This is a genomic window from uncultured Fibrella sp., assembly GCF_964250085.1.
Taxonomy (GTDB): domain Bacteria; phylum Bacteroidota; class Bacteroidia; order Cytophagales; family Spirosomataceae; genus Fibrella.
The window spans coordinates 716868-742194 of the sequence record NZ_CAXUEC010000002.1 but is presented as its reverse complement, the minus strand read 5'-3'; the positions used below and the strand labels follow the sequence as shown (position 1 = coordinate 742194).

The 25327-nt window shown below is 48.0% G+C and carries 17 protein-coding genes and 3 tRNA genes; 17 read left to right on the top strand and 3 right to left on the bottom strand.

Features of this window, described 5'->3' with window-relative positions:
• Nucleotides 1-20 precede the first annotated feature (20 nt).
• The 10 genes from ACFE8Q_RS08570 to ACFE8Q_RS08525 all read left to right on the top strand — a co-directional run bounded on the left by ACFE8Q_RS08570 (nucleotide 21) and on the right by ACFE8Q_RS08525 (nucleotide 15814).
• Nucleotides 21-332 carry a hypothetical protein gene (locus tag ACFE8Q_RS08570; RefSeq protein ID WP_375444952.1) on the top strand — a complete coding sequence of 104 codons (312 nt, stop codon included), beginning with the start codon at nucleotides 21-23 and terminating at the stop codon, nucleotides 330-332.
• Nucleotides 333-424: 92 nt separating this feature from the next.
• A complete protein-coding gene (locus tag ACFE8Q_RS08565; protein ID WP_375444951.1) occupies nucleotides 425-961 on the top strand; it encodes a DUF2911 domain-containing protein in 537 nt (178 codons plus the stop codon).
• A 392-nt stretch (nucleotides 962-1353) separates the two neighbouring features.
• A complete protein-coding gene (locus ACFE8Q_RS08560; RefSeq protein ID WP_375444950.1) occupies nucleotides 1354-2025 on the top strand; it encodes an RNA polymerase sigma factor in 672 nt (223 codons plus the stop codon).
• Between the two features lie 108 nt (nucleotides 2026-2133).
• Complete coding sequence (locus ACFE8Q_RS08555; protein WP_375444949.1) at nucleotides 2134-3264, top strand: FecR family protein; 1131 nt, start codon at nucleotides 2134-2136, stop codon at nucleotides 3262-3264.
• A 301-nt stretch (nucleotides 3265-3565) separates the two neighbouring features.
• The gene (locus ACFE8Q_RS08550; protein ID WP_375444948.1) at nucleotides 3566-7024 is read left to right on the top strand and encodes a TonB-dependent receptor; all 3459 of its coding nucleotides are present in this window, start codon (nucleotides 3566-3568) and stop codon (nucleotides 7022-7024) included.
• Nucleotides 7025-7035: 11 nt separating this feature from the next.
• Complete coding sequence (locus ACFE8Q_RS08545) at nucleotides 7036-8838, top strand: RagB/SusD family nutrient uptake outer membrane protein (RefSeq protein WP_375444947.1); 1803 nt, start codon at nucleotides 7036-7038, stop codon at nucleotides 8836-8838.
• An 80-nt stretch (nucleotides 8839-8918) separates the two neighbouring features.
• Nucleotides 8919-11834: a SusC/RagA family TonB-linked outer membrane protein gene (locus ACFE8Q_RS08540; protein ID WP_375444946.1), complete on the top strand. Its 2916-nt coding sequence runs from the start codon at nucleotides 8919-8921 to the stop codon at nucleotides 11832-11834.
• A 23-nt stretch (nucleotides 11835-11857) separates the two neighbouring features.
• The gene (locus ACFE8Q_RS08535; RefSeq protein ID WP_375444945.1) at nucleotides 11858-13588 is read left to right on the top strand and encodes a RagB/SusD family nutrient uptake outer membrane protein; all 1731 of its coding nucleotides are present in this window, start codon (nucleotides 11858-11860) and stop codon (nucleotides 13586-13588) included.
• Nucleotides 13589-13812: 224 nt separating this feature from the next.
• Entirely contained in the window at nucleotides 13813-14397 is a 585-nt protein-coding gene (locus tag ACFE8Q_RS08530) for an RNA polymerase sigma factor (RefSeq protein WP_375444944.1), read from the top strand.
• 34 nt (nucleotides 14398-14431) lie between these two features.
• Nucleotides 14432-15814 (top strand): choice-of-anchor Q domain-containing protein, encoded by a 1383-nt coding sequence (locus ACFE8Q_RS08525; RefSeq protein ID WP_375444943.1) that lies wholly within the window; start codon nucleotides 14432-14434, stop codon nucleotides 15812-15814.
• A 208-nt stretch (nucleotides 15815-16022) separates the two neighbouring features.
• On the opposite strand, the gene ACFE8Q_RS08520 is transcribed toward ACFE8Q_RS08525, so the two are convergent.
• A tRNA-Leu gene (locus tag ACFE8Q_RS08520) sits at nucleotides 16023-16104 on the bottom strand.
• Nucleotides 16105-16254: 150 nt separating this feature from the next.
• Here ACFE8Q_RS08520 and ACFE8Q_RS08515 point away from each other — a divergent pair.
• Nucleotides 16255-16659, top strand: coding sequence for a DUF3127 domain-containing protein (locus ACFE8Q_RS08515; protein ID WP_375444942.1), 405 nt, complete (start codon nucleotides 16255-16257; stop codon nucleotides 16657-16659).
• Between the two features lie 62 nt (nucleotides 16660-16721).
• Here ACFE8Q_RS08515 and ACFE8Q_RS08510 read toward each other — a convergent pair.
• Nucleotides 16722-16794 (bottom strand) — tRNA-Lys (locus ACFE8Q_RS08510).
• Nucleotides 16795-16950: 156 nt separating this feature from the next.
• On the opposite strand from ACFE8Q_RS08510, the gene ACFE8Q_RS08505 reads away from it, so the two are divergent.
• The 6 genes from ACFE8Q_RS08505 (at nucleotide 16951) to ACFE8Q_RS08480 (ending at nucleotide 22710) form a co-directional block, all read left to right on the top strand.
• Nucleotides 16951-17610, top strand: coding sequence for an SH3 domain-containing protein (locus tag ACFE8Q_RS08505; protein WP_375444941.1), 660 nt, complete (start codon nucleotides 16951-16953; stop codon nucleotides 17608-17610).
• 11 nt (nucleotides 17611-17621) lie between these two features.
• Nucleotides 17622-18938 carry an MFS transporter gene (locus tag ACFE8Q_RS08500; protein WP_375444940.1) on the top strand — a complete coding sequence of 439 codons (1317 nt, stop codon included), beginning with the start codon at nucleotides 17622-17624 and terminating at the stop codon, nucleotides 18936-18938.
• A gap of 45 nt (nucleotides 18939-18983) precedes the next feature.
• Nucleotides 18984-19058, top strand: a tRNA-Val gene (locus ACFE8Q_RS08495).
• A gap of 199 nt (nucleotides 19059-19257) precedes the next feature.
• Complete coding sequence (locus tag ACFE8Q_RS08490; RefSeq protein ID WP_375444939.1) at nucleotides 19258-20370, top strand: acyltransferase family protein; 1113 nt, start codon at nucleotides 19258-19260, stop codon at nucleotides 20368-20370.
• Nucleotides 20371-20717: 347 nt separating this feature from the next.
• Entirely contained in the window at nucleotides 20718-21692 is a 975-nt protein-coding gene (locus tag ACFE8Q_RS08485) for a YihY/virulence factor BrkB family protein (RefSeq protein ID WP_375444938.1), read from the top strand.
• Nucleotides 21693-21780: 88 nt separating this feature from the next.
• Nucleotides 21781-22710: a carbon-nitrogen hydrolase family protein gene (locus ACFE8Q_RS08480; RefSeq protein ID WP_375445154.1), complete on the top strand. Its 930-nt coding sequence runs from the start codon at nucleotides 21781-21783 to the stop codon at nucleotides 22708-22710.
• Between the two features lie 15 nt (nucleotides 22711-22725).
• Here ACFE8Q_RS08480 and ACFE8Q_RS08475 read toward each other — a convergent pair whose 3' ends face one another.
• Complete coding sequence (locus tag ACFE8Q_RS08475; protein ID WP_375444937.1) at nucleotides 22726-25290, bottom strand: glycoside hydrolase family 9 protein; 2565 nt, start codon at nucleotides 25288-25290, stop codon at nucleotides 22726-22728.
• Nucleotides 25291-25327: the final 37 nt, after the last annotated feature.

The window sequence follows — 25327 nt, the reverse complement described above, 5'->3', positions numbered from 1 at the left end:
TTCACTTGACAACAAACAACATGAAACGATATTCATTAGTATACCTGCTAAAAGACCAATATCAACACATTGGCTTTACAGACCGTACCGACGCAGAGGGCCTCTTACGTCAATTGTTAACTGATTCAAAACGAGTGCCTATCGGGATCTATGATGCCAAAACGGAACTGTTCGACTGGGCACCGTCCTACAAGGCACATTTCGATCAGGCAAGCACTGAAGAACAGGCTAGTCGCGGAAACAGCATCATCACCATTGCCCAGTCGCTGCGTCGTCGTGATTCGAGCTGGCACCCAGCCGATGGTTTCCGCAGGCCCAGCTTCTTTGCCTAGTATGTCCTTGCCGGTTGACCTGGTCTCAGGGTGGGCATCGGTTTGCTTTGGAGTTAAATAGGTTGTTACTTAAGCCCATAAACCCCAAAGATATGAATGCCAAACTCGCAAAACGCACCCTGTTTACTCTGTTTACCGTTGCCGTGACAACAATTAGTGCCCTGGCTCAGGGCGACAAAGCCAGCCGCCCCAGCCCACCAATGACTGCCTCCGGCACCGTCGGCGGTGCACACGTAACCATCACCTACGGAAGTCCTTCTGTAAAAGGGCGGCAGATTTGGGGGGGGCTCGTGCCTTACGACAAGGCGTGGCGGGCGGGCGCTAACGAGGCGACCGTCTTCGAAACGGACAAGGCGATCAAAGTGGCTGGAAAAGACCTGCCTGCCGGCAAATACAGCTTATTTGCTGTTCCCGGCGAAAAGGAGTGGCAGTTTATTTTCAATTCGCAGACGGGCCAATGGGGTATCAAGCGGGGAGGAGACGCCAATCATGATCCGGCTAGTGACGTGCTGACGGTGACCGCCAAGCCTGATAAATCGTCGATGAACGAGAAACTGGTTTACGAAGTCACCAACAAAGGCTTTGTGCTGAAATGGGAAAATCTGGAAGTACCCGTTGCCATTAAGTAGCGTAAAAAGTAGTCAACGTATTTTGTCAAAAGCGTCTGATTTCGATGAGTGATCATCGAAATCAGACGCTTTTTAATTTTATATAGCGACGCATAGCCATTATAGAGTAGGCGAAGCTGGAATAGGCAGGTATGAATGCGTGGTAGATATAGCAGTCCTGAAAGTCAGTAAACACGATATAGGCCGATAGTGAAAAATTATAACCAAAAAATATAATTTCTATTGGTATCGGCGTAGGCTTTTTGTCTTTAGTCAGCTAAGAACCAATTTCATAAGCATGGCAAGACGGCGCTACATTCTTCTCAGGCAAAAGTGCAGACTACGATGACAACTTAGTGAATCGTCTGATTGTCAACACCTACCCTTTTGTCCTTTAAATTCTTTTTCGTCTTATGGATAAGCCGAAATACGAGAAGTTACCAGATTCGGCTGTGCGTAAGCCTGGCCAACCTGATTCCCACTCAGCAGATTATCAACTGTGGCAACGGTTTCTGGCGGGAGACTCAGCCGCTTTCCAGACCTTGATGACCGATCATTTTCGGGTTTTGTTTCGGTATGGCACCCGGTTTTCCAGAGATAAGGAGTTTGTCAAAGACTGTATTCAGGACCTTTTTCTATACCTCTGGGAGCACCGGTCGGCGCTACGGGCAGAGGTGGCCATAAAGCCATACCTAATGGTATCGCTGCGCCGGTACATGCATCGGAACCTGCCGGATACCACGTTTTCGGACGAATATATGGACGAAAAGGTCAAGCCATTCGATACCAACTTCTCGGTTGAGGAGCAATATATTCAGGAAGAAACGATGGTAATTCGGATTAGACAGATGAATCAATTCATGGATATGCTACCGCCCCGCCAAAAAGAAGTGATTTACCTGAAGTTTTTCCAGGAGTTAGAGCGCGACCAGATTGCCGAGATCATGGGTATTGTTCCACAAACGGTCTCTAATCTGATTCAGTTGGCTATTAAGCAGTTACGGCAGTGCGCCAGTGTAGACTTGATCGTTCTTATTGGGTTCGTTTATATGATTAACCGGGTTTTCACGCTGCTGCCAGTTTAACAAACAGCTAGTCACTGCTTGCATTACCAAAAAAAAGGCAGGAGTTATTGGTATTAAAGCCGGGTTTTACGCTACTACTAGTCAAGAGGCAGAAATTCTGACATGAAAATGTATATCCACTATCGGGCCGAGGACTTTGCTTGGGATGAGTCATTCCGCCAATGGGTCTTATCGCCTACCCGCGAAAACGATCTCTACTGGCGGAACTGGCTGGTAACATATCCTGAAAAAGGGGAGCTTATTCGGCAGGCCCAGACTATGGTTCAGGCTCTTACGGTGGATGAACTCGAACTGAGCGACGAAGAGATCAAGTATACGGTTCAGCGAACCATGAATCGGCTCAAAAAGAACCAACTCGTGTCATCCAATGAGGCAGAGCCCGAAAATCGTGTATTGCCCCTCTATCGACGTACCTGGTTCAACCTGGCGGCAATGCTGGTCTTGCTTTCGGCAATCGGCATTGGCGTCTGGTCGGCGTGGCCGTTTGACCCGTTTGGCAACGTACCTGAGCTTGTTAGCTATGACGAGCTTATAGACAATAAAACGCTCAAAGAGGTAATCAATAATTCAGAAAAAGCGATGCCCGTGAAGTTGAGCGACGGATCGCTAATAATATTGAAGAAGGGCAGCCGCATCAGTTATTCGCCGTCGTTCAACGGAAGCAAACGCGAAGTATACCTATCGGGAGAAGGCTTTTTTGAAGTGGCTAAAAATCCGGCTAAACCGTTTTTAATCTATTCAAATGGGTTGGTTACAAAGGTGTTAGGTACCAGTTTTGTCATTAAAGCGTACCCGACGGATGAGGCCGTTACGGTCGAGGTAATGACCGGTCGGGTGGCCGTATTTACCCAGTCAGACCCCAAAGCCAAAGAAAAGACAAGTAACCGGGAACTGGAGGGAATGGTGCTGATGCCTAATCAGAAGATAGTCTACGTCCGCGACGAAGTACGCCTGGCGAAATCGCTGATCAACGATCCTCAACTGGTTGCTGAGTCAGCCGCTGAGCAGCGGTTCTCATTTGAAGATGAGCCGGTTACCAATGTATTCGCGGCTCTTGAGAAAGCGTATGAAGTTGACATTGTCTATGATGAGCAACTACTGGCCAACTGCCCGCTAACCGCCACCCTGGCCGATCAGTCTTTATTTGATAAACTGGATATTATCTGCCGGGTAATTGAAGCCCGCTACGAAGTGATGGACGGGCGCATTGTAATATATAGCCACGGCTGTAAACCGTAACGGTTGCTGCTGATAAAGTGAGAATTTGGCAAATACGGTGATAATGAAAAAATATAGTCAAAAAATGTAAATTTTGTTGGTATCTGTGCGGGCTTTCTGTCTATAGTCTATAGGAACCCTTCTTACTAGGATAGATGATAGAACACAGCTACATTCCTCTTGCATAAAAAATCGGCTATGCGTCAACATAGCCGATCTCTACTCTGAATCCCCACTAAAGCTGGCACCTTAGGACATCCCGAATTGGGTGAAGGGGATTGTTTTGTCCAATTTCCTCAATCCTACAAAACATATCAAAAGTATGACAACTCGTTTACAACGCAACCGTTTACTGATAAGGGCTATGCGGATTACTTGTTCACAACTCTTTTTTGCACTGGCTTTTGTGGGCGTGACATTTGCCTTTGATGGCAAATCACAGACCATTCTGGAGCAGAAAATAACGCTGCAGGTACAAGACCAGGAAGTTCTGCGTGTACTGCGCACCATTGAGAAACAGACCGATGCCCGGTTTGCATTCAGTTCGAAACTGATTCAAACAAACCGGAAAGTGACAATCAGTGCCACAAACGAGACGCTGGCGTCGGTACTGAATCGTATACTCAAACCGCTACAAATTGAGTATGAGGTTTCTAAAAGCATGATCATGCTTCGGCGCATTGCCAGTGCCAGTTTGAACGAACCGATCCCAACCACACCGGAGAAAACAACCGAGGCAATTGCCAAAACGGCTGATATTGTTATTAAGGGTAAAGTAACCGATGGCGAAAAGGGCGAGGCTATTCCGGGTGTCAGCATTATTATTAAAGGAGCAAGCAGGGGGACGAATACAGATGTCAACGGCAACTATTCCATCAACGTACCTGACGAGAATGCGGTACTGGTTTTCAGCTACGTAGGTTTCGAGAAAGAAGAAGTAGTTGTGGGTAATCGCAACCAGATCAACGTAGCCTTACGCAATGACCTGAAAGAACTGAACGAAGTAGTTGTCGTTGGTTTTGGTACGCAGAAAAAGATCAACGCAACGGGTGCTATTTCGTCTATTGGTACAAAAGAGCTGACCCAGTCACCGGTAGCCAACATCAGTAATTCACTCGTAGGCCGGATGCCTGGTTTGTTCGCAACGCAGTCGGGCGGTGAGCCGGGTAACGATGCGTCGAAAATCAGGATTAGAGGTGTTGGCACCTTTTCTGGTAACACCGATCCGCTCACCTTAGTCGATGGTATTCAGGTTGATAACTATAATAATATAGATCCCAATGAAATTGAGTCGGTAACTATTTTAAAAGATGCTTCCTCTACAGCCGTATACGGTATTAGGGGGGCTAATGGCGTATTAATTATCACGACAAAACGCGGTAAGCCAGGGCCGCCGAAAATCAGCTATACGTTTAATCAGGGGTTTAATTCATTTACCGACTTACGGCAAATGATGAACAGTGCCGATTATGCCACCCATTTTAATGACGCCATAAAAGCCGATGCCTACGTAACGGGTACGGTATACGTACCTAAGTACACCGATCAGGATATTGAACTGTATAAAAATGGCCAGGACCCCGTTTTTCACCCAAACGTAAACTGGTTCGACGTGATGTTCAAAAAGGTGTCGACCCAGTCTCAGCATAACCTGAACATCAGTGGCGGTCAGAATAAAGTAAGGTATTTTATTTCGGCCGGTTTTTTCAATCAACAGGGATTATTCAGAGACACAAAAGATGTTGTCGACGCGTTTTCGCCACAATCCACTTTTAGTCGATATAATGTACGTTCAAATTTCAATTTTGATATCACAAACCGGTTGAAGCTTACGCTTGATTTATCGTCACAAACAGAGGTAAGAAGCGGAAATAATAATTCAAGTACAGAACAGGTTGTGGGTGATATTGCTCGCGCCAGCCCATTAGAAACGCCGGGTGTTGTGGATGGTAAGGTCGTTAATATTTTTACAGGTGCCAGGAATAATCCGTATGTAAGTTTACTCTACCCAGGTTTGGCAGGCGGACTTAAACGATCATACAGAAATTACCTGAATGGAAATGTTCGGTTAGATTATGACCTCGGTTTCTTAACGGCCGGATTGTCGGCTCATGGTAACGTTGCCCTGCAGACGTACAATGATCAGCAAATCACGAATACTAAAACGCTTATAACGTACCTGGCCACCAGACTTCCCGATGGAACAATTAATTATGTGCCCTCTACTACTGAAGCTCAATTCAATTTTTCGCAGGTAGGTACGTATAACCGGAGAATTACGGCAGAATTTGGCTTTGATTATAAAAAGAGTTTTGGCGTTCATAATGTAACGGGGTTATTACTCTATAACCAACAAAAAACCTTTGACCCATCGCTGGCTTTTCTGGTGCCCAAGGGATATCAGAGTTTTGTTGGTCGAGCTACCTATGATTTCAACGGCCGTTATTTAGCAGAGGTAAACGTCGGTTATAATGGTACAGAAAATTTTGCGCCAGGGAAACGGTTTGGTCTTTTCCCTGCCTACTCATTGGGTTGGGTAGCGTCTCAGGAACCGTTTTTCCCGAAAGCAGGCTTCGTAACTTTTTTGAAAATCAGGGGATCGTATGGTGAGGTTGGTAATGATAATATTGGGGGAACGCGTTTCCTATACAGAAGCACAAGTTATTCGTCAGTTGGTAACACCTATTATTTTGGTAATGTGGGAGCCACATACAGCGGTTTCACAGGGATCAGGGAGGGCGCAACGGGCAACCCAGACGTTACATGGGAACGCGCTATAAAGCAAAATATCGGCCTGGAACTTTGGTTCTGGAAAGATAAAATCAAGTTTACAGGTGATATTTTTAGCGAGAGTAGGAGCGATATTCTGGCAACACCACAAACAATTTCGTCCATCGTAGGCCTTTCACAACCTGCCACTAATTTGGGCAAAATGGAGAATAAAGGATATGAAACTGAAATTACATATATCGACAAAGTTGGTGGCTTAGGCTATCGGGTTTCTGCTAACTTTAGTTTTGCTCGTAACAAAGTTATTTTCAGAGATGAAATACCCAATAAATATGCCTACCAGAACCGAACAGGGCAACGGTTAAATCAAAATTTTGGTCTTATTGCTGAAGGTATTTACAACACTTGGGAAGAGGTAAATGATCCCACTCGACCCGTTTATCAGTACTCTAATAACAAGATTCAGCCAGGTGATATCAAGTATAAAGATTACAATGGAGACGGTGTTGTCGATGATTTTGATGCCGTACCGATGGGTTTTTCAAACTTACCAGAACAAACGTTTGGCGCATCAATCGGCTTGACTTATAAAGGGTTCGACCTGTCTGTTCTCTTTCAGGGCGTAGGCAATGTATCGCATTACTACACCCGTTTTCAGCGGGGTACCGGCTTTGGTGGAGCGCCGCCCGAAGGGTCTGCCAGTTATATGAATGAAAGCTGGACACAGGAACGGTATGATGCGGGTTTACCAATCAATTATCCACGTTTTTCGGTGAATAGCAATCCCAATGGGGTAGGTTCTACATTCTGGTTGGCTGATGCGAGTTATGTCCGGCTAAAAAATACAGAGGTAGGCTATAAGTTTCAGGATACCATACTTAAAAAAGTGGGAGTAAGCTCGTGTCGGATCTATGTTAACGCGAATAATTTAATCACGTGGAAGCATACGTACCCAGGTATTGATCCTGAAAATACGTCAACCGGGAACACAAATACTGAGCCTTACCCACTTGTACGGACGATTAACGCCGGCATTAATCTAAACTTTTAACTACTAACACCATGAAAAAACTATATTTCATCTTGACAGTAGTATTCTGCTGCTTGATTACCTGGTCCTGTGACAAAAATTTTTTGGATAAAGCACCAGGTGTAGATTTAACGGAAGACAACGCATTTTTAAATAAAGCCAATTTAGAAACTTTTGTATCGACAATTTACCGCTACAGTGTCCATTCAAATTTCCGCTATAGAAATCAGGGTGATATTCCGTTTTCACAGGTAAACAATACCGATTGTATTCATCCAAGTTCAAGCATTAGTGATGAAGGGGATGCCTCGGAAGCCTCTTTTGTGCATTCGAACCGGTGGAATGAAGCAACTGTTCTGCCCGCTAATATTATTAACAACGAGGATTTTCGCTACTTCATTCGCTGGATTGCGATGCGTCAGATTAGTCTGGTACTGAAGCGAATTAACGACGTACCTGATGCCGACGAGACATATAAAAAACAGGTGATTGCTGAAGTTAAATCATTAAGAGCCATGAATTATCTAGAGATGATTAAGCGTTATGGTGGCGTTCCGATCATTGACAAGGTGTTCAGCCCTGGTGAAAAAGTTGTGATTCCCCGAAATACATTTGACGACTGTGTAAAATTCATACTGAAGGATATAGATGAGGCTATTCCAAATTTGCCCGCAGCTTATTCGGCGTCGCAAACCGGTAGAGTGACGGCCCTGACTGCACTAGCTATAAAATCGGAGGTATTGTTGTATGCCGCAAGTCCGCAATATAATACAGCGACACCCATACTGCCTATGGTAAATCCTGCCGATAATAACCTGATCTGTTACGGAAATTTTGACCCGAACCGGTGGAAACTTGCCGCTGATGCAGCCAAAGCCGCGCTTGATTATGCCCTGGCTAATGGGTATGGACTTATTGACGAACCAGCCAACCGGATTCCGAAAGAACTGGATAACGGTACAGTAGGGCCGTTGGGTAACTATAGGGTGTCGTGGGAAACGACAAACAACAAGGAGTTAATTTTTATGTATCAGGGCGGAGCAGCTACAGCAGGTGGCGTTACCAATATCGGTAATGCACCACTGACTTTCTGGAATGCAGCTTGTTATGGTTCATTCTGGAGTGGAATAACTGTCCCGTTAAACTTCGTAAAGAAGTATGAAAAACTTGACGGAACCCCACAAACCTGGGACGCTGCCGGTGGCACCGATCTCATGGCTAAATATGCTGAGTTGGACCCCCGATTTAAGCAAACCATGTCGTATACAAACGGCTACTATACGGCCAGAGATCCAATCTCGCAAATTTATAATGGCGGGAAAGATTATGTCAATTGTAAAGGTGGCGTGTGGCTTCGCAAATACATACCCAGAAATGCGACCAGTGCCAACTTTGTGATGAATGATGTACTGTTTCGCGTCAACGAACTGTACCTGAATTATGCCGAAGCCCTGAATGAATTCTCGGGTCCTGTGCAGCAGGCTTATGATGCTGTGAATGCAATAAGAACACGTTCTGGCATGCCCAATCTGCCAACAGGCCTTACGAAAGAGCAGTTCAGACAGCGGGTAAGAAATGAGATTGCCATCGAATTGGTGAATGACGATCACCGTTTTTGGGACATAAAACGCTGGCTGATTGCCGAAGAAGAAGGCGTCATGAAAGGCAATTTCGAGGGGCTACAGATTACGCGCACAGGTACGTCGCCTGCCTTCAAATATTCGTGGAAGCCGTATACGTTTGAGACGAGAACGTTCAACAAAAATATGTATCTGCACCCTTTTCCACAGGCTGAAGTGCTCAAGGGAAATTTGATTCAGAACCCCGGCTGGTAAGCAGCGTAGCTGTTACATATTGATTTGGATAAATACCGGAAGGTATTCAGGTTATCCTTTACCCCGTCCTTAAACTTATTATGAAACGACAATCTACAAGTAAAGGCTTTTTACTCGTTTTGTGCGTTGTGCTCGCCGGTCAATCGCTGGTTGCACAGCAGGTACAGAAAGCCCTTCCCCAAAACCCAGCAGTAGATACAGTACTAACCTACACAAAGCCTGGCAGCGTAGTAATCGGCTATGGCACACAACCGGTTGGGCAGGTCACAAGCGCGATCTCAACGGTATATGGTGTTGATCTGGAAAAGAACTTCAACCTGAATCTGGGTAATACACTATATGGTCGCCTACCTGGTTTATCCGTGACGCAGGGCGGTTCAGAGCCGGGAGCGGCCACGCCAAACCTCTTTATTCGTGGTGTTAACACTTTTGGCGGAGCCAGTACTGCGCCGCTCTATGTAATTGATGGCTACATCTCCAGTGGCGCAGGTACGTCCAATGCATTCATGCAATTGATGCCCGAAGAAGTAGAGTCGATTACGCTGCTGAAAGATGCCTCGGCTACGGCCATTTACGGGGCCCGTGGTGCCAATGGGGTAGTGCTGGTAACAACCAAGGGCAGCAAGGAAGGTCCATTGCGCATCTCGTTTACGACCAAACAAGGCTTCAATCAGGCGCAGTACCTACCTAAGTTCCTGAATGCCTATAACTATAGCACACTCTATAACGAAGCATTGGTGAACGACGGTTTGCCTGCCAAATACTCGGATGCCGACTTGCAGGCCTATAGAGACAGGACTGACCCGGTTTTTCACCCGGATGTCAACTGGTACGATCAGGTTCTACGCTCAACGTCACCTGTATCAAGCTATAACCTGACCTTTGGCGGTGGCGATAAATTTGTCAGGTATTTTGTCATGCTGAATGCGCTGACCAGTCAGGGGCTATTCAAAAATTTCGGTGATCAGAACGAAGAGAGTTCTAATTCGAAATACGCAAAGTATAACTTCCGTACGAATCTGGATATCTCACTGTCGGCACGATTATCGGCTGAGTTTAAGATAGCCGGCTCGGTTGAACAGACCGACAATCCAAACAACTACACAACCGGGTCAACCTTCAGTTTGCTGGCTACGTTGCCGCCCAATGCCTTTCCTGTGTATAACCCGAATGGCTCGTTTGGTGGCAATGCGCTTTACTCGAACCCAGTTGCCAACCTGCTATCGACGGGCTTTTACCGGAATAACTCCCGCACCATTCTAACATCGCTGAAATTAACCGAGCAATTGGATATGATTGCCAAGGGGCTAAGTGCATCGGCTGCGATTTCGATCAACAACTATTTTGAGTCAGGGTCGCGGAAAACGAAGCAGTATCCACGGTATTCTATTTCGAAAGGACTAGCGGGCGATACGCTCTATAGCCCGGCCATCGGTCAGTTAACGTCACTGGCTGGTACTGAAGAAACACTCGATCAGTATCGGAATTTAATTATTCAGGCATTTCTGAATTACAAGCGTACCGTTCGCCGGAGCGATATATCAGCCATGCTGATGTTTAACACAGATAATATCACCGTTTTTGGTCCCGCTTCTGACCCTGCGAACCCGACGGCAAACTCGACTGACCCTTATCGGCATAATAGTGCGGCGGGCCGGTTTACGTATGCCTACAGCAATAAATACATCGCTGAGTTTTCGATGGGTTATATGGGTAGCGATATTTTTCCGCCCGCGAAACGCTACGGTTTCTTTCCGGCGGGCTCTGTAGGATGGGTGGCGTCAAATGAAAAATTTCTTAAGGGTAATAGCGCCATTAATTTCCTGAAGCTCAGAGGGTCATATGGCCTGGTGGGCAACGATATTATTAACTCGCAGGGTTTATCTACCAGGTACGCGTTTACGCCCACATTTGGTGGTGGGGGTTACTTTTTTGGGACGGGTAACACCGCTGTCGGTGGGTTTGCTGAAAACGCAATTGCCAACCCGAATATTACCTGGGAAAAAGAAGAAACAACAAACGTGGGCGTAGATGCTACGTTGTTTAATTCGATCGATATATCGGTTGATTATTTCAATCGGAACCGGTACGATATTCTGGTGCCATCGAATAGCACAACACCGTTGATTTTAGGTGTAATTACGCCTAACATGAATCAGGGAAAAGCCAATAGTCGGGGTTTTGATTTCGCACTTCGCTACAGTAGTTCCAGGAAAAATGTACAGTTTTTTGTCGAAGCTAATCTGTCTTATTTCAAGAATAAGATTGTGTTTAATGCCGAAGCATTGCAGGCTAATACACAACTGTATGGAACTGGTCAGGCAATTGGGCAACCGCTTGGCTTGAAAGCTATTGGCTTCTATAGCGAGGCTGATATTGCGCAGCGTCAAATAGACCCGAAGAACGTACCTGGCGTGTTAACTGAAATCATCAAAGCGGGTGATATCAAGTATCAGGACATTGGTGGGCCAGATGGAAAACCGGATGGCATCATTGATGGTAATGATAGAATGCCAATTGGAAATACAGGCTTGCCTACCCTGACTGCTGGTATACATACAGGTCTGAGGTACAGAGGGTTCGATGTAGACTTTGTTCTCCAGGGTGTTACAGGGAGTACGGTGTATCTGGGTGGAAACTACTTCCAGGCTTTCCAGAGTAATGGCCAGGTTGCCCCTATTGCGCTCAACCGCTGGACACCCCAAACGGCTGAAACGGCTGACTATCCGCGCCTGTCATCAAAAGACAACCTGAATAACTATCAGTTCTCGTCTTTCTGGCAGCGGGATGGCAGTTTTATCAAGCTGCGGAGCGCCGAAATCGGCTATACGCTCCCGGCCGGTTTACTGGACGGAATCCGAATCCAGACGGCCCGGTTTTTTGTGAACGGAACCAATCTTTTCTCACTTGATCGAGTGCCATACGGTGATCCTGAATCGCTGACGGGATATCCTGTAATGAGAACGCTGACGTTAGGCGTGAAAATTCAGTTGTAATTCAGTTCAAACTAAGCTCGATAATGAAGAAGTATATTTATACACTACCTGTATTTGCAGCTTTAGCTTTAAGTGCCTGTCAGGACCTTGAACGTGAATTTGTAACAACGATTGGTCGCAACGAGATTGAACAGTCTTTTGGCAATGTTCAGGCTTTGCTGAATGGAATTTATACAGATATTCCGGATGGTACGCTCTATATTGGAGGAGCTGCCATGATGGCTTCTGCCACCGATGAATCTGAATTTACGTCGGAAACGAATGCAATTCAGAGCTTTAATACAGGTAGCTGGAATGCCATTAATAATCCCGACTTTGTTTGGGGTACTTATTATCGGAGCATCCGAAAAGTCAATCAGTTTTTATTGTCTACCGGTAAAATAAACCTTGATCCCTGGAAACTCGATCCATCACCATCAGCACAGCAGGTTTATAACACAAACCTGGCGTCTATTAAACGATGGACCTACGAAGCCAGATTCCTGCGTGCTTATTATTATTTTGAATTAGTGAAGCGGTATGGTGGTGTACCACTACTGACAAATGCGTTGGCGCTGGAGGATGATTTCTCGAAAATACCCCGTAATTCGCTGGCCGATTGTATTCAGTTTATTACGGCAGAATGTGATTCGGCGGCTGTTCAATTGCCACTCAATGCCTCAACGTTACCATATGTGGCTGCCAATGATTTGGGCCGGGTAACCAAACTGACGGCAATGGCGCTGAAAAGCCGGGTGCTGTTATATGCTGCCAGTGACTTATTCAATACGCCTTCGTGGGCCGGTGGCTACGCTAAACCCGAGCTTATAGCGTTGCCCGCTGGTGATCGAATGGCCCGCTGGAAAGCGGCTTCCGATGCGGCCAAAGCGGTGATCGATGTCGGCGGGGCTATTTCGCTGGGTGCTTATAAATCGCTCTTCAATACGTTCAACAACGCGGAAATAATTTTCACCAGAAGTAACGCAGCAAGTAATCAGTTTGAAAAAAATAACTCGCCGATTGGCTTTAACCTGGGATTGAGCGGTAACACACCTTCGCAAGACCTGGTGGACGCCTACGAAGTGAAAGTGAATGCCACAACGGCGGTGAAATTCGACTGGAACGACCCGGCCATGCGGGCCAACCCCTATGCAAACCGGGACCCGCGCCTGGGCTTTTCGATCGTAACGAATAATACGGCATTTGGTACGCCTAGCCGGAACGTGCAGTTATGGACGGGTGGTCTCGATGGGAAGCCGATTATCAATGCGTCGAAAACAGGGTATTACCTGAGAAAATATCAGATTGAAAGCTTAAACCTGATCAACGGGAATACAGGGGTTCATAGCTGGATCATCTTCCGGTTTCCTGAAATTTATCTCAACTATGCCGAGGCGTTGAACGAGTGGAGCCCCGGTAATCCAGATATCAAAAAGTATGTTGATCTGGTTAGAACGCGCACGGGTGTAGCCATGCCTCCACTACCGGCGGGATTGTCGCAGGCCGACATGCGCGAACGGATTCGGAATGAAAAGCGGGTGGAGTTTGCCTTTGAAGATCACCGGTTCTGGGATGTTCGCCGCTGGATGCAGGGCCCCACGTATTTTGGCAAGCCACTCAATGGGGTGAGTATCACTCGAAATGCTGATAATACATTCACCTACACGCCTGTAAAGGTTGAGGACCGGGCTTTTTCACCCAAGATGTACTTGTATCCCATTCCGCAGAGCGAGCTAAATATTGTGACCGGAATGATTCAGAATCCACTCTGGTAAGTTACCAGCGGCGTGTTGAGCACGCTTAAGAAGAGGTACTTCCAAATCGCTAGTGCCCGGATCAGTGCTTACCTGGCGAAGCACTGATCCAATTCCTGACACACCACAGAGCCAGGTACGTCCACGCCAGTCATCTAGTAGCTAAAGAGACCATTGAAACACATGTCAACGGTAGGGGTAATTATGCCTTATCGCCGACGGAATAGTTAGTTCAACACTCACGTATGCCTGATAAATTCACCCCCACGGAGCACACGTGCTTATGGGACAGGTTCCGCACCGGAAACCGGGACGCCTTTTCGCAACTCTATACGTCGTTTGCTTCCGATCTCTACAGTTATGGCTACAACCTGGTTCGTAACCGGCAATTGGTAGAAGACTGCCTGCACGAACTGTTCCTGTACATTCACGAAAACCGGGCAAGGCTGGGCGCTACGAACAACATTCGGTACTACTTGTACCGCGCCCTGCGGCGGCGCCTGATCGAGACGGTTGGCCAACTCAATAAATTGGAGTCTGACGCCTTCTTGCTAGACAAAGCCGCCTGGCTAAGTCATCCCTATGAAAGTCTGCTGATCAACGAGCAGTTGGTAGAGCACCAGCGGCGGGTACTGGAAACGGAACTCAATCGATTGCCCAGACGGCAGAAGGAAATTCTGTATCTGGTATATATGAAAGGGCTGACCTACAACCAGACTGCCGAGGCAATGAACCTGACCATAAAAAGCGTTTATAACACCGTCAATATTGCCTTGAAAACGTTGCGTGGACAAGTTGGCAAGTCATATAAAGTGTGCGAGTTGTATTGATACATGAACGTTAAACGAATGGCTTAAAAGGGGTATGAAAAACGGATATGGATTTGTATTGTCAGGTATGCTCTTTTTGAGCACGACGCTTATGGGCTGCGACCAGAAGGAGGTTGATAACATCGTGGCTCCGCCAAAGCCGCCGCCAACAGCCGGAGCAAAGCGGTACTACGTGTCGGATGCAACAGGGTCTGATGTCAACAATGGCACCTCTACCTCGACGCCGCTAAAAACGATAAATGCCGGACAGGTACTGGCTGTCCCTGGTGACACCGTTTTCATTATGAACGGTTCGTACATGCCAGCCTCCACGGTTCAACTATTGAAATCAGGTACGGCTGATAAGTATATCACCTACAAAGCGTACCCTGGCCACACACCAAAGTTTATCTTCTCGGGAAGCATATGGAATGCGGTAAGTATCAACGGTTCTTATGTTGTAGTGGAAGGCATCGAATTCCAGGGTAATAACCAAAACCTTACCTACGCCGATGCGCTGGCGTCGTTCAATGACAAGCTAGGTGGGGGAACAAACAATAACCTGTATGCCACCTACAACATGAACGGCGTTTCGATTGGCGGCCCTAACACGGAATCGAAATTTCCGCATCATATCGTTATTCGTAATTGCAAAATTCATGACTTTCCGGGAGGAGGACTTGGTGCCATTCAGACAGATTACATCACGTTTGAAGGAAACACCATCTACAATAATGCCTGGTACATGATGTATGGAGGCAGCGGTATCAGCATTCTCACTCCCTTTGACAGCGACGCGAATACAGGCTACAAAAACATCGTCAGAAGCAACATCTGCTATTCAAACAAAACGACCATTCCCTGGATTGGCATCACGCCGGCACGGCTTTCAGATGGCAATGGCATCATCATCGACGTGAACAAGCGACCATACGGGTCAAGCGCTACGGACAAACCTTATAAAGGCCGAACGTTGGTTGAGAATAACATCAGTTTCAATAATGGTGGATCGGGCATCCACGCGTTTGAGGCGGCGCATGTAGACATGATTAATAACACAACGTATAACAATGCCCAGATTATGGTCGACTATGCAGATATGTATGCCAATACGTGTGATGATGTGAAAATCATGAACAATATCGTCTATTCTAAACCCGGTGGGAAATGTAATTCGAACACCAGGAATACGAACGTTACCTACGATTACAACATCTATTTTGGTGGTGCTACGGCTGTGAAAGGGGCTAATGACAAAGTGATGGACCCTCAGTTTATAAACTTGTCAACAAATCCGGCAGTAGCTAACTTCTCGCCGGCTGGTGGGAGCCCCGCGATAAATTCGGGTACACAAAGTTTATTTGCGCCTAAAGATATAACGGGTGTTGCCCGTCCCAAAGGCGGCGCTATCGACTGCGGTGCTTACGAGGTGCAATAAGTAAAGGGGATTCTGAAGATGGTCGTTACCACCTAACGATCAGATTATAAACTGCCTGGCCTTGACCTAAAGAAGCCTGAGCCATGCCTGGTTCAGGCTTCTTTGTGGCAGGAACTTACAGGGGGAAGTTGTTTCAATCAACGTATTATTTTCTAACAAAAACAGCCACCTACAAGGAATGTAAGTGGCTGTTAGAGAGGTAATTAAGTGACCACGGGGAGACTCGAACTCCCACATCTTGCGAAACCACCCCCTCAAAGTGGCGTGTCTACCAATTTCACCACGTGGCCGTGTTTTATTGTGGATGCAAAAGTAGGCCAACAAGCCGATAATGTCAATGCAGTCGCTGAAAATCGGCCAAATTTTCGTAATTTAGAGGTATGAACCAGCCGGGACGTCAACGTACCTGATGGGCATTTCAAACCGAATCAACTAAGTATATGGCACTTGAATTAGTGGGCAAGCTGGTAAAAACGCTGCCGGAAGTGACGGGTCAGGGCAAAAATGGCACCTGGCAGAAGCAGGAGTTTGTGGTTGAGACTACAGATCAGTTTCCCAAAAAAGTATGTGTGTCGCTCTGGGGTGATAAGGTCAATGACCTGAAGCAATACGCACCCGGCGATATGCTGAAACTGAGCCTGAATCTTGAATCACGCGAATACAACGAGCGCTGGTACACAGAAGCACGTGTATGGCGCATCGAAGCGGCTGATGGATCGGAGGGAAGTTCAGCGGGTCAGGGCCAATCGGCTCCAGTTGCCAGCAAACCCCGTGCGGCTCAACCTACCGCTGTGCCCTTCAACTCGTCATTTGACGATGACAACAGCGGCGATTTGCCATTCTGAAAACAGAAAGCCACAACAAAAAAAGGGTTGGTAGCATGTCGCTACCAACCCTTTTTTTGTTGTGATCCGGCTGGGATTCGAACCCAGGACCCATACATTAAAAGTGTATTGCTCTACCAGCTGAGCTACCAGATCGGGCTACTTCAGCAGCAGATTAAATGACCGTTTCCTGAATCGCGATGCAAAATTATTGCGTAATTTGGCCCTATGCAAGCCTTCGTCGTAAAAATATTCCTATTTCTGGGGGTTTTGCGGATAGTGTTCTGGCCCTCAGCAGGATTCGCCCAATCTGTGCCAAAAGAGAATCCTGTGGGTCTGGCCGATTCGCTATACCGGGCAGGAAACTGGGTAGATGCCTCCCGGTACTACGAGTCGGCGATGGTTGCCGGGCAGCCCGCTACAGACCCTATGTTGCTAAAACTAGCCAACGCCTATGAGCAACAGGGCGATGTAGCCAAGGTGCTTTATTTTCTACAGGTCTACTTCAAACGCCACCCTGATGAGGCTGTACTGCGGAAGATGAACGATTTTGCCCGCGCTAATAACCTGACTGGATACGAGACGAGCGACCTCAACTATTTCTATCTGTTTTATCGACAATACGGCGTCTACTTACTGCTGGTCATGTTGCTGTTGGGCGTCTATGTCTTTAGCGTGCTGTTGATCAAGTCTATGCGGCGCGAACCAACATCAACTCAACTGAAGACGCTTATTCTGGTCTACTTCGTTGCGTTACTGATCTTCATTAATCTACCCGAAGGCTACGACGCCGGTATTACCAACACGAACCAGGTTTTTTTACGCTCCGAACCGTCGGCGGCGGCGCCCGTTGTGGTAACGCTTGGTCGGGGCAACAAGGTGAATATTCTGGGTAGCACCGATATCTGGTGGCGCGTATTCTGGAATAATAAGCTTTATTACGTTCGTAAAGACACTCTCTGGATCATCTGACTTCAGTATATATGAAGAATAATCCCCGCGTCATCCGCGCCTGGACCCTCTACGACTGGGCCAACTCGGTTCATTCATTAGTCATTGTATCCAGTATTTTTCCTGTTTACTTTTCCGCTACAGCACTGAATGATGCGGGTGGCCCAGTCATTAATTTCCTGGGCCTGAACATTAAAAATTCGGTCCTGTTTTCGTACACCGTGTCGGCGGCCATGTTGCTGGTAGCCATCGCCAGTCCGTTCACCACCGCCCTGGCCGATTATAGCGGCCGGAAAAAGGCGTTTATGAAGTTCTTCTGTTACACAGGGTCGATTGCCTGCGCGTTGCTGTATTTTTTTACGAAAGAGACCACCACGTTCGCCATTTTCTGTTTTGCCTGGAGCCTGGTTGGCTGGGCGGGGAGTATCGTTTTTTATAATTCCTACCTGCCCGATATTGCTACTGAAGATCAGTTTGACCGGGTGAGTGCGCGCGGGTTTTCGATGGGGTACATCGGCAGCGTGGCGCTGATGATTTTCAACTTGATGATGATCCTGAAGCCAGACTGGTTTGGAGGAATCTCCGGTGCGCTGGCCTCGCGCATTTCGTTTCTGACCGTTGGCCTGTGGTGGTTCGGTTTTGCGCAGATACCGTTCCGTGTTTTACCCGATGGCGTGCGTAAAGAGCGAACCGGGAACGATGGCAACTGGCTGTTCAACGGCTTTCATGAACTGAAGAAGGTGTTCAACGAGCTGAAGGAGCAAACGCTGACACAGCGGTTTCTCGTCGCGTTTTTTGTCTACAATATGGCGGTTCAAACCGTGATGTATGTGGCAACGTTGTTTGGGTCCAATGAACTGAAAATGGAAGGTAGTGCCCTGATCATCACCATTTTGTTGATTCAACTGGTTGCTATTCCCGGCGCATACGGATTTGCCCGCCTGTCGGCTGTAATTGGCAATACGTATGCTATCATGGTGGCTGTAGTTGTCTGGATCGGCATCTGTGTAGCGGCTTATTTTGTCACCACGCAAACGCAGTTTTTCATTGTTGCGGCGGTGGTTGGCCTCGTCATGGGGGGCATTCAGTCGCTGTCCCGCTCAACCTATTCGAAACTCCTGCCACCCACCACCGACACGGCCTCTTATTTTAGTTTCTATGATGTCTGCGAAAAGTTGTCTATTGTGCTGGGTACGTTCATTTACGGATACGTCGAGCAGGTGACGGGCAGCATGCGCAATAGTATTCTTGCCTTGTTGGTGCTGTTTATCATTGGGTTAGCGCTGCTGGCCCGAATTCCGTCGCAAAAAGTATACGGAGCACGTTTGGAAAAACCTGAAGTTGTGTAAGTTTGCAGCCCGTATTTCAGGTAAATAGACCTATCAGACGGACACAGGATGTTAGCTCAGTTGGTTCAGAGCGCCGCCTTGACAGGGCGGAGGTCAGCGGTTCGAGCCCGCTACGTCCTACTCGATTACACAAAGGCCCGCAAATCAACCTGATTTGCGGGCCTTTGTGTGTTAGCCCTTTCTCTGAACATTTTTTTCTGTATCAGCCGTTTTACTCACTCTGAGTTTTACAGACCCGACAGTGGGCAGAAGAACTAAAAATCGTAGTAAATGGATTCCCTGGCTAAGCCACCGTGGAGTACTAAATTTTCCGCTGTTGATGAACAATAACGAATTGAGCACAAAGCCGCATTATCAACTACTAGATGGACTGCGGGGGGTAGCAGCGATTATTGTAGTGCTCTTTCACCTGACCGAGCCTCTTGCCAGCAGCCACCTTGACAATATTATAAACCACGGCTACCTGGCAGTCGATTTTTTCTATCTCCTATCCGGCTTCGTCATTGGTTATGCGTACGACGACCGATGGGACAAATTAACCATTGGTGGCTTTCTTCGGCGCCGGTTTGAGCGGTTGCAACCGCTCGTTGTGTTGGGCATGACCCTCGGCGCCATAGGCTTTTACTTTACCGACTCAGCTATATGGCCGCTTATTCATACCGTTCCTCTATGGAAACTGATTGTTGTGATGCTGATCGGCTACACGCTTATACCCATACCACTTTCTATGGATATCCGAGGCTGGCAGGAAATGCATCCGCTCAATAGCGTTGGCTGGTCTTTATTTTTCGAGTATGTAGCCAATATTCTTTACGCACTGGGGTTGAGGAAATTGCCGAATAAAGCCTTGGCTTGTTTCGTCGTACTGGCAGGGGCAGTGCTGTTGCATTTTAGTGTCACTAACCCAAACGGAGACGTTACTGGTGGCTGGACACTAAATGCTGACCATATGCGCATTGGCATAACGCGCACCTTATTTCCATTTTTTGCGGGGTTGCTCTTGGTGCGGGTATCGCGGCCTGCCTATATCAAACATGCTTTTTTATGGTGTAGCCTGCTGGTTACGGTTGTTTTGCTTATGCCAAGAATAGGCGGTGCAGCTCATCTTTGGATGAATGGATTGTACGAAGCTTTTTGCATCATCCTTGTCTTTCCACTCCTTGTCTATATCGGTGCCAGTGGAGTTATGCATACGCAACGGGAAGCTAAAATCTGCCAGTTCCTGGGCCGCCTTTCTTATCCCTTATACATGACCCATTATGTGCTCGTCTATTTTTACGTGGCATGGGTGAGTAATCACAAGGGCGTTACAATATGGCAGGCTTTGCCATATGCGCTGCTGACCTTTTCAGGAGCTATCATGTTGGCTTATGCAAGCCTAACGTTGTATGATGAACCCGTAAGAGCCTGGTTGCGAACTAGACTGAAATAGCGCAAAACAAACTATATACTACTGAATCAGAATTCTGCTATCGTGTTTTAAGGACTCATACCGTTTTTGGCGTTTATGTCAGGTACGTCTATTTACTTTCATGCATAAAGGTTTTGCCAAAGTAACGATAATCAAAAGATCGTTTTGGAGCCGATAAACGGGTAACCGATGCCTCGCAGAGGTCAGGTGAGTTTCTACAGACAGGCTTACTAGCCGATTGCTGAAAAGCTGACTACCCATTGCCACCAGATGCCTTATCCTTGGTCTTGGGGTCAATCAACAACAACTGGGCGGTAGTGTAGTTATCTTCTTAATATATACAACCTACTAGTTACTGAACCAAGCTAATGGCAACTCAACCGGATAAAACAAAAAAAGGCTTTTTATCTAATGCCTGGCCTGTACTACGAGACGCTGGCAGCAGCTTTATGGACGATCGTGGTCTTAAGTTAAGTGCTGCTCTGGCCTATTACACCATCTTTTCGCTGGCACCCTTACTGGTCCTGATTATGTCGCTGGCCAGTATTTTTCTGGGAGAAGAGGCCATTCAGGGCCAGATTTTTGGCCAAATTAATGGGCTTGTTGGTAATGAAGCCGCCAAGCAGATTCAGGATATGATTAAGAACGTGGGGCTTTCGGGCAAAACCAATTCGGCCCTGTTCATCAGCATAGGTACGTTGTTAATTGGCGCTACCAGTATATTCGTCGAAATTCAGGACTCGATCAATCTGATCTGGCGAGTTAAAGCGAAACCCGAAAAGGGATGGCTCAAATTGATTAAAGACCGGCTTCTGTCTTCGTCGCTGGTGGTCAGCCTGGGCTTTCTGCTCCTGGTGTCTCTGGTGATTAATGGCCTTATTCTGGCACTGAGTGATCGGCTAAGCCGCTTTTTACCAGGTCTAAGCGTTTACCTGATTAGTGGCATCAATTTTCTGATCAGTACGGCTGTGGTGACGGTGTTGTTTGGCGTAATCTTTAAGGTCCTGCCCGACGCAAAAATTGGCTGGAAGGATGTACGTTGGGGCGCCATCTTCACGGCCCTGTTGTTTATGCTGGGCCGTTATGTTATTGGCCTCTACATCGACACAACCGGCACCAGTTCGTCATATGGGGCAGCAGGCTCGTTGATTGTTGTGCTGACCTGGATCTATTACACGGCCGCGATTCTGTATTTCGGAGCCGAGTTTACACAAGCCTATGCCAACAATTTTGGGATTAAGATAGAGCCAGCCGATCATGCCGTATATGTGGAGCAAACCGAACGCGAGCGTGACGTAGCCGTCATTCCAACGGCTGAAAAGGCTGAACAAGCGAAAGAGTAAGGACCGTATAACGCGGGCTTTAGTGCGTGATTGACCGCTAAAAAATGCGGACCGGGCGTTCCCGACCCACTGTAACTTTACCGTTGTGATACACCCGAAAACCGTTAAGGTAGGCGTTGTGCAGGCCACTCCTGCACTTTTCGATCTGGCAAAGAGTGTAGAACTAGTTATTTCCTGGATTGAAAAGGGAACTCAGGCGGGCTGTCAACTACTACTTTTTCCCGAAACATTCATTCCCTGTTATCCGCGCGGCCTACGATTCGATGCGGTGGTTGGTCGTCGCTCAGAGAAAGGACGAGCTATGTGGCTCGACTATTGGACGAACAGCATTGAAGTTGGTTCTCCAGAGATGAATCGCATCAGTGAAGCCATCAACAAAGCCGGTCTTTTTGTGGCGCTGGGCGTTACGGAACGCGAACCCGTTGGTGGGTCGCTTCACTGTAGTCTGCTTTATTTCGGTAAAGATGGCCAATTACTGGGTAAACATCGTAAACTGAAACCCACGGGCCTTGAACGGTTTATCTGGGGCCAAAGCGACGGCGACTCATTGGTTAGCTTTGATACTGAACTAGGAAAGATAGGCGGGCTGATCTGCTGGGAGAATTACATGCCGCTGGCCAGAACAGCCATGTATCAGAAAGGAATCGAGATATATCTGGCCCCCACCGCCGACGCTCGTCCGGCCTGGCAGTCTACCGTACAGCATATTGCCCTGGAGGGGCGGTGTTTCGTTCTGGCTGGCAATCAGTATGTTACGAAGGCCGATTACCCCGAACGGTATCAGAATGAACTGGCAGACGAACCTGCTGTTATGAGCCGGGGTGGAAGTGTGATTGTATCGCCGATGGGCGAAATACTGGCCGGACCACTCTGGGATCAGGAGGGGTTACTTACGGCCGAGCTGGATTTTGCGGAGCTGATTAAAAGTAAACTTGATTTTGATTGCGTAGGACATTACGCGCGCCCCGATGTGTTTCAACTGTTGGTAGTGAATCAGCCTGATATGGTCAGGGTATAGCTGGAGCGAACTCGTCTATAACTCGTCGATCCGAACAAACTGATAGGCTTTCTGGCGGAGGTTTATTAGCAAATCATCTAAGCGGTTGTATAATTTATCGGTGCGGCTGGGCGCGGTTCCAACGTGCATAAGCAGGATAAAGCCATTTAAACCACTCTTCTTATTCTGTTCATACGTGTAGATGGACGATAGAATGGCGTCGCTGCTGCGATAGTTCAGGTCGGTCGGGGTGGTGTAGTCGGCGTTGCTTAACGTACCTGGCGTGTAATTGATTAGCTGCACACCTTCGCCTTGCGTCCATGCCGCAATGCTGTCGTTGTACCATTCATAGGGTGGCAGAAAATAGCGCATACCCGGCTGGGTACGTTCAAAGGGCGTCAGGGCTGCGTAATTGGCGCGAAGGTCATTCGTAAACTGTGGTCGGCTAACCAGTAAGCTATCCCGCTTTTTCCAGTCGCAGTAGAGGAGATGCTGATCGGAGTGAGGGCCCAGATAATGGCCTTCCTGCTGTAGTTGCCTGATCAGAGAGGCAAAGGCGGGGTTTCTTAGAAAACGCCCGGTCAGGAAAAACGACGCCCGGACACGATGCTTCTGTAGTGTCTGGATAATGATCGGTCCGCCGTCGGCAAACTCATCGCCGGTAAACACCAGCGCGAGGCGGCGGGCAGTGGTATCACCCCTGATTTTAGCACCTTTGAAGTACATCGACTTTGAGGCCGGAAGAGGGTTTGCTATTTTCCTTAACGCAGGTTGTCGAGGTTTTCCGGTTGCTTTACTGGTTTGCCTAGCGGCTTCTGCGTGTTTGGCAGCCAATAGATAAACGAGCGAAGCTGTTCCATCCATAGTTGGTTCGTTGGTGCTATAGTCACCATAGTCGTCATGGTAGACAGCCACGTTGCTTTGGAACGAAGCGTACTCGTCGGGCTCGTGTAAGGTGATGCCAATCAGGTTTTTGTAGATGCTCCCCCGAACGGGGCCATCCACCAGGCCGCCATCAATGGGGTAGTTTTTAAGATGCGTAAAGGCCGAGTGCGGGTCGGCGGGCGTATCGGCGTTGGCAGGAAGACCATACACAAAGCTGGTTCCCCACGGATTACAGCCAAATAACCAGTCGAAATTGGCCTGTTCAAAGGCGGCAAACTGCTGATCCCCCGTTAGTTGGCGATACCACAGGCATTGGGTAGCGAACGAAGTGGTGAGATTGTTGCTGCACCAGGTAAAGGGAACGCCCCGATAAAAGGCATTCTGACGCGCCCGCTTCCAGACAGTTTCGATGCCCAGCTTATAAAACGATGTTATATTTTTTCGATTACCGGCAGTTACGTGTTTGGCCAGTTCGGCATGACCAATATTGACGAACGGATACCACTGGTAATGGCGTGCCGTATCATTAACCATCCAGGGAGTGACCGGCTCCTGATAGGCATAGTACAGGGCCGCCTTTTGCCAGTTGGTAGCTTGAGAGCCAGTGGCTCCTACTGCGTTAAGCTGTTCAACAGTAGCCAGTTCCATATCATCGGCGTAGTTGTCTTCTTCGTAGAAATAAGGAGCCCGGCCAGGGGCAGTCTGGCAGTTGCCCGGCCTCTGTAGGCCCAACCGATACGCCGACTTTGATCGAAGCCATAATTTATCGGCGTAAACAGGATCATCTTTACGAAGTAACTGATACCCCAGTGCCAGCGCACTACTGACTTTCCCTGCTGTAGAAGCCACGCCCGTTGCCCGATTTTTATACTTGAATAGTCCCTGGGGCTGACCCGTTGCGAAATAAACCGGCCGCTCGGCCCCCTTGCCGTACATACTATCCAGCCTGGGAATACGCATTGACGAATGGTCGCGGTCGTCGCCAAGCTGGTTGAAGAGCCAGGTGTCAGTGGGGTGCATTTTAAGAAGCCAGTCGAGGCCCCAACGCGCTTCGTCCAGCACATCGGGGCGGCCATTGGCACCGTCCAGACCAGTAGCCAGGTGGGTATCGGTAAATGCGGTTGGGAAGTCGCGGAAGGCGGCCAGCAGATGATAGGCAGCATTGGCCGATGTAGTTACGTATTGCAGGTAATCAGACGCGTCGTGCCAGCCCCCCGATACATCCAGGTGCGTACTGTCGGGCATGGGGCCGTACATCGTGTAGCCGTCGTGCGTGTGGCAGGAGTCTTTCAGAAAGGGATTATAACCGCTTCGTTGCTGGCGCATATAGCGTAAACAAAAGTCGGCCGCACCCTTATATACGTCTTCATCGACACGGAAAACGGGCGACTGGGCACCGTCATCAGCCCGCAGGTAATAGCGACCCGGCCTGTGAACTACTGAGAAATTTAACCGATAGGTTTGCTTAAAAGGCCCGTAGTTTCCGAATGCCTGTCCCGCCGGTAGCTCTTGCACAGGTTTCTCCGTCTGGGCATCGATCAGTTGAAACCGAGTGATAGAAACGTCTGTCAGGCTTCCCCAAACGGCTATTTTCGGACTGCCTGGCCGGTATCCGAGTAGGTTTATCCGAATCACGGAATCTGGTGAAGTAGGTCGCTGGGTTAACGAAGAGAGACCTATTACCAGCACGGTCAGTGCAACGAGGCGGCTAGTCATGGTAAGGGTAGAGTCATGTAACGCGGCCTTTAGTCGG

Bases quoted from the DNA above. Each gene is read 5' to 3' on its own strand.
- ACFE8Q_RS08535 (WP_375444945.1), top strand. From the start codon at position 11,858: ATGAAGAAGTATATTTATACACTACCTGTATTTGCAGCTTTAGCTTTA.
- ACFE8Q_RS08540 (WP_375444946.1), top strand. From the start codon at position 8,919: ATGAAACGACAATCTACAAGTAAAGGCTTTTTACTCGTTTTGTGCGTT.
- ACFE8Q_RS08555 (WP_375444949.1), top strand. From the start codon at position 2,134: ATGTATATCCACTATCGGGCCGAGGACTTTGCTTGGGATGAGTCATTC.
- ACFE8Q_RS08525 (WP_375444943.1), top strand. From the start codon at position 14,432: ATGAAAAACGGATATGGATTTGTATTGTCAGGTATGCTCTTTTTGAGC.
- ACFE8Q_RS08545 (WP_375444947.1), top strand. From the start codon at position 7,036: ATGAAAAAACTATATTTCATCTTGACAGTAGTATTCTGCTGCTTGATT.
- ACFE8Q_RS08515 (WP_375444942.1), top strand. From the start codon at position 16,255: ATGGCACTTGAATTAGTGGGCAAGCTGGTAAAAACGCTGCCGGAAGTG.
- ACFE8Q_RS08570 (WP_375444952.1), top strand. From the start codon at position 21: ATGAAACGATATTCATTAGTATACCTGCTAAAAGACCAATATCAACAC.
- ACFE8Q_RS08500 (WP_375444940.1), top strand. From the start codon at position 17,622: ATGAAGAATAATCCCCGCGTCATCCGCGCCTGGACCCTCTACGACTGG.
- ACFE8Q_RS08550 (WP_375444948.1), top strand. From the start codon at position 3,566: ATGACAACTCGTTTACAACGCAACCGTTTACTGATAAGGGCTATGCGG.
- ACFE8Q_RS08475 (WP_375444937.1), bottom strand. From the start codon at position 25,290: ATGACTAGCCGCCTCGTTGCACTGACCGTGCTGGTAATAGGTCTCTCT.
- ACFE8Q_RS08565 (WP_375444951.1), top strand. From the start codon at position 425: ATGAATGCCAAACTCGCAAAACGCACCCTGTTTACTCTGTTTACCGTT.
- ACFE8Q_RS08490 (WP_375444939.1), top strand. From the start codon at position 19,258: ATGAACAATAACGAATTGAGCACAAAGCCGCATTATCAACTACTAGAT.
- ACFE8Q_RS08560 (WP_375444950.1), top strand. From the start codon at position 1,354: ATGGATAAGCCGAAATACGAGAAGTTACCAGATTCGGCTGTGCGTAAG.
- ACFE8Q_RS08530 (WP_375444944.1), top strand. From the start codon at position 13,813: ATGCCTGATAAATTCACCCCCACGGAGCACACGTGCTTATGGGACAGG.
- ACFE8Q_RS08485 (WP_375444938.1), top strand. From the start codon at position 20,718: ATGGCAACTCAACCGGATAAAACAAAAAAAGGCTTTTTATCTAATGCC.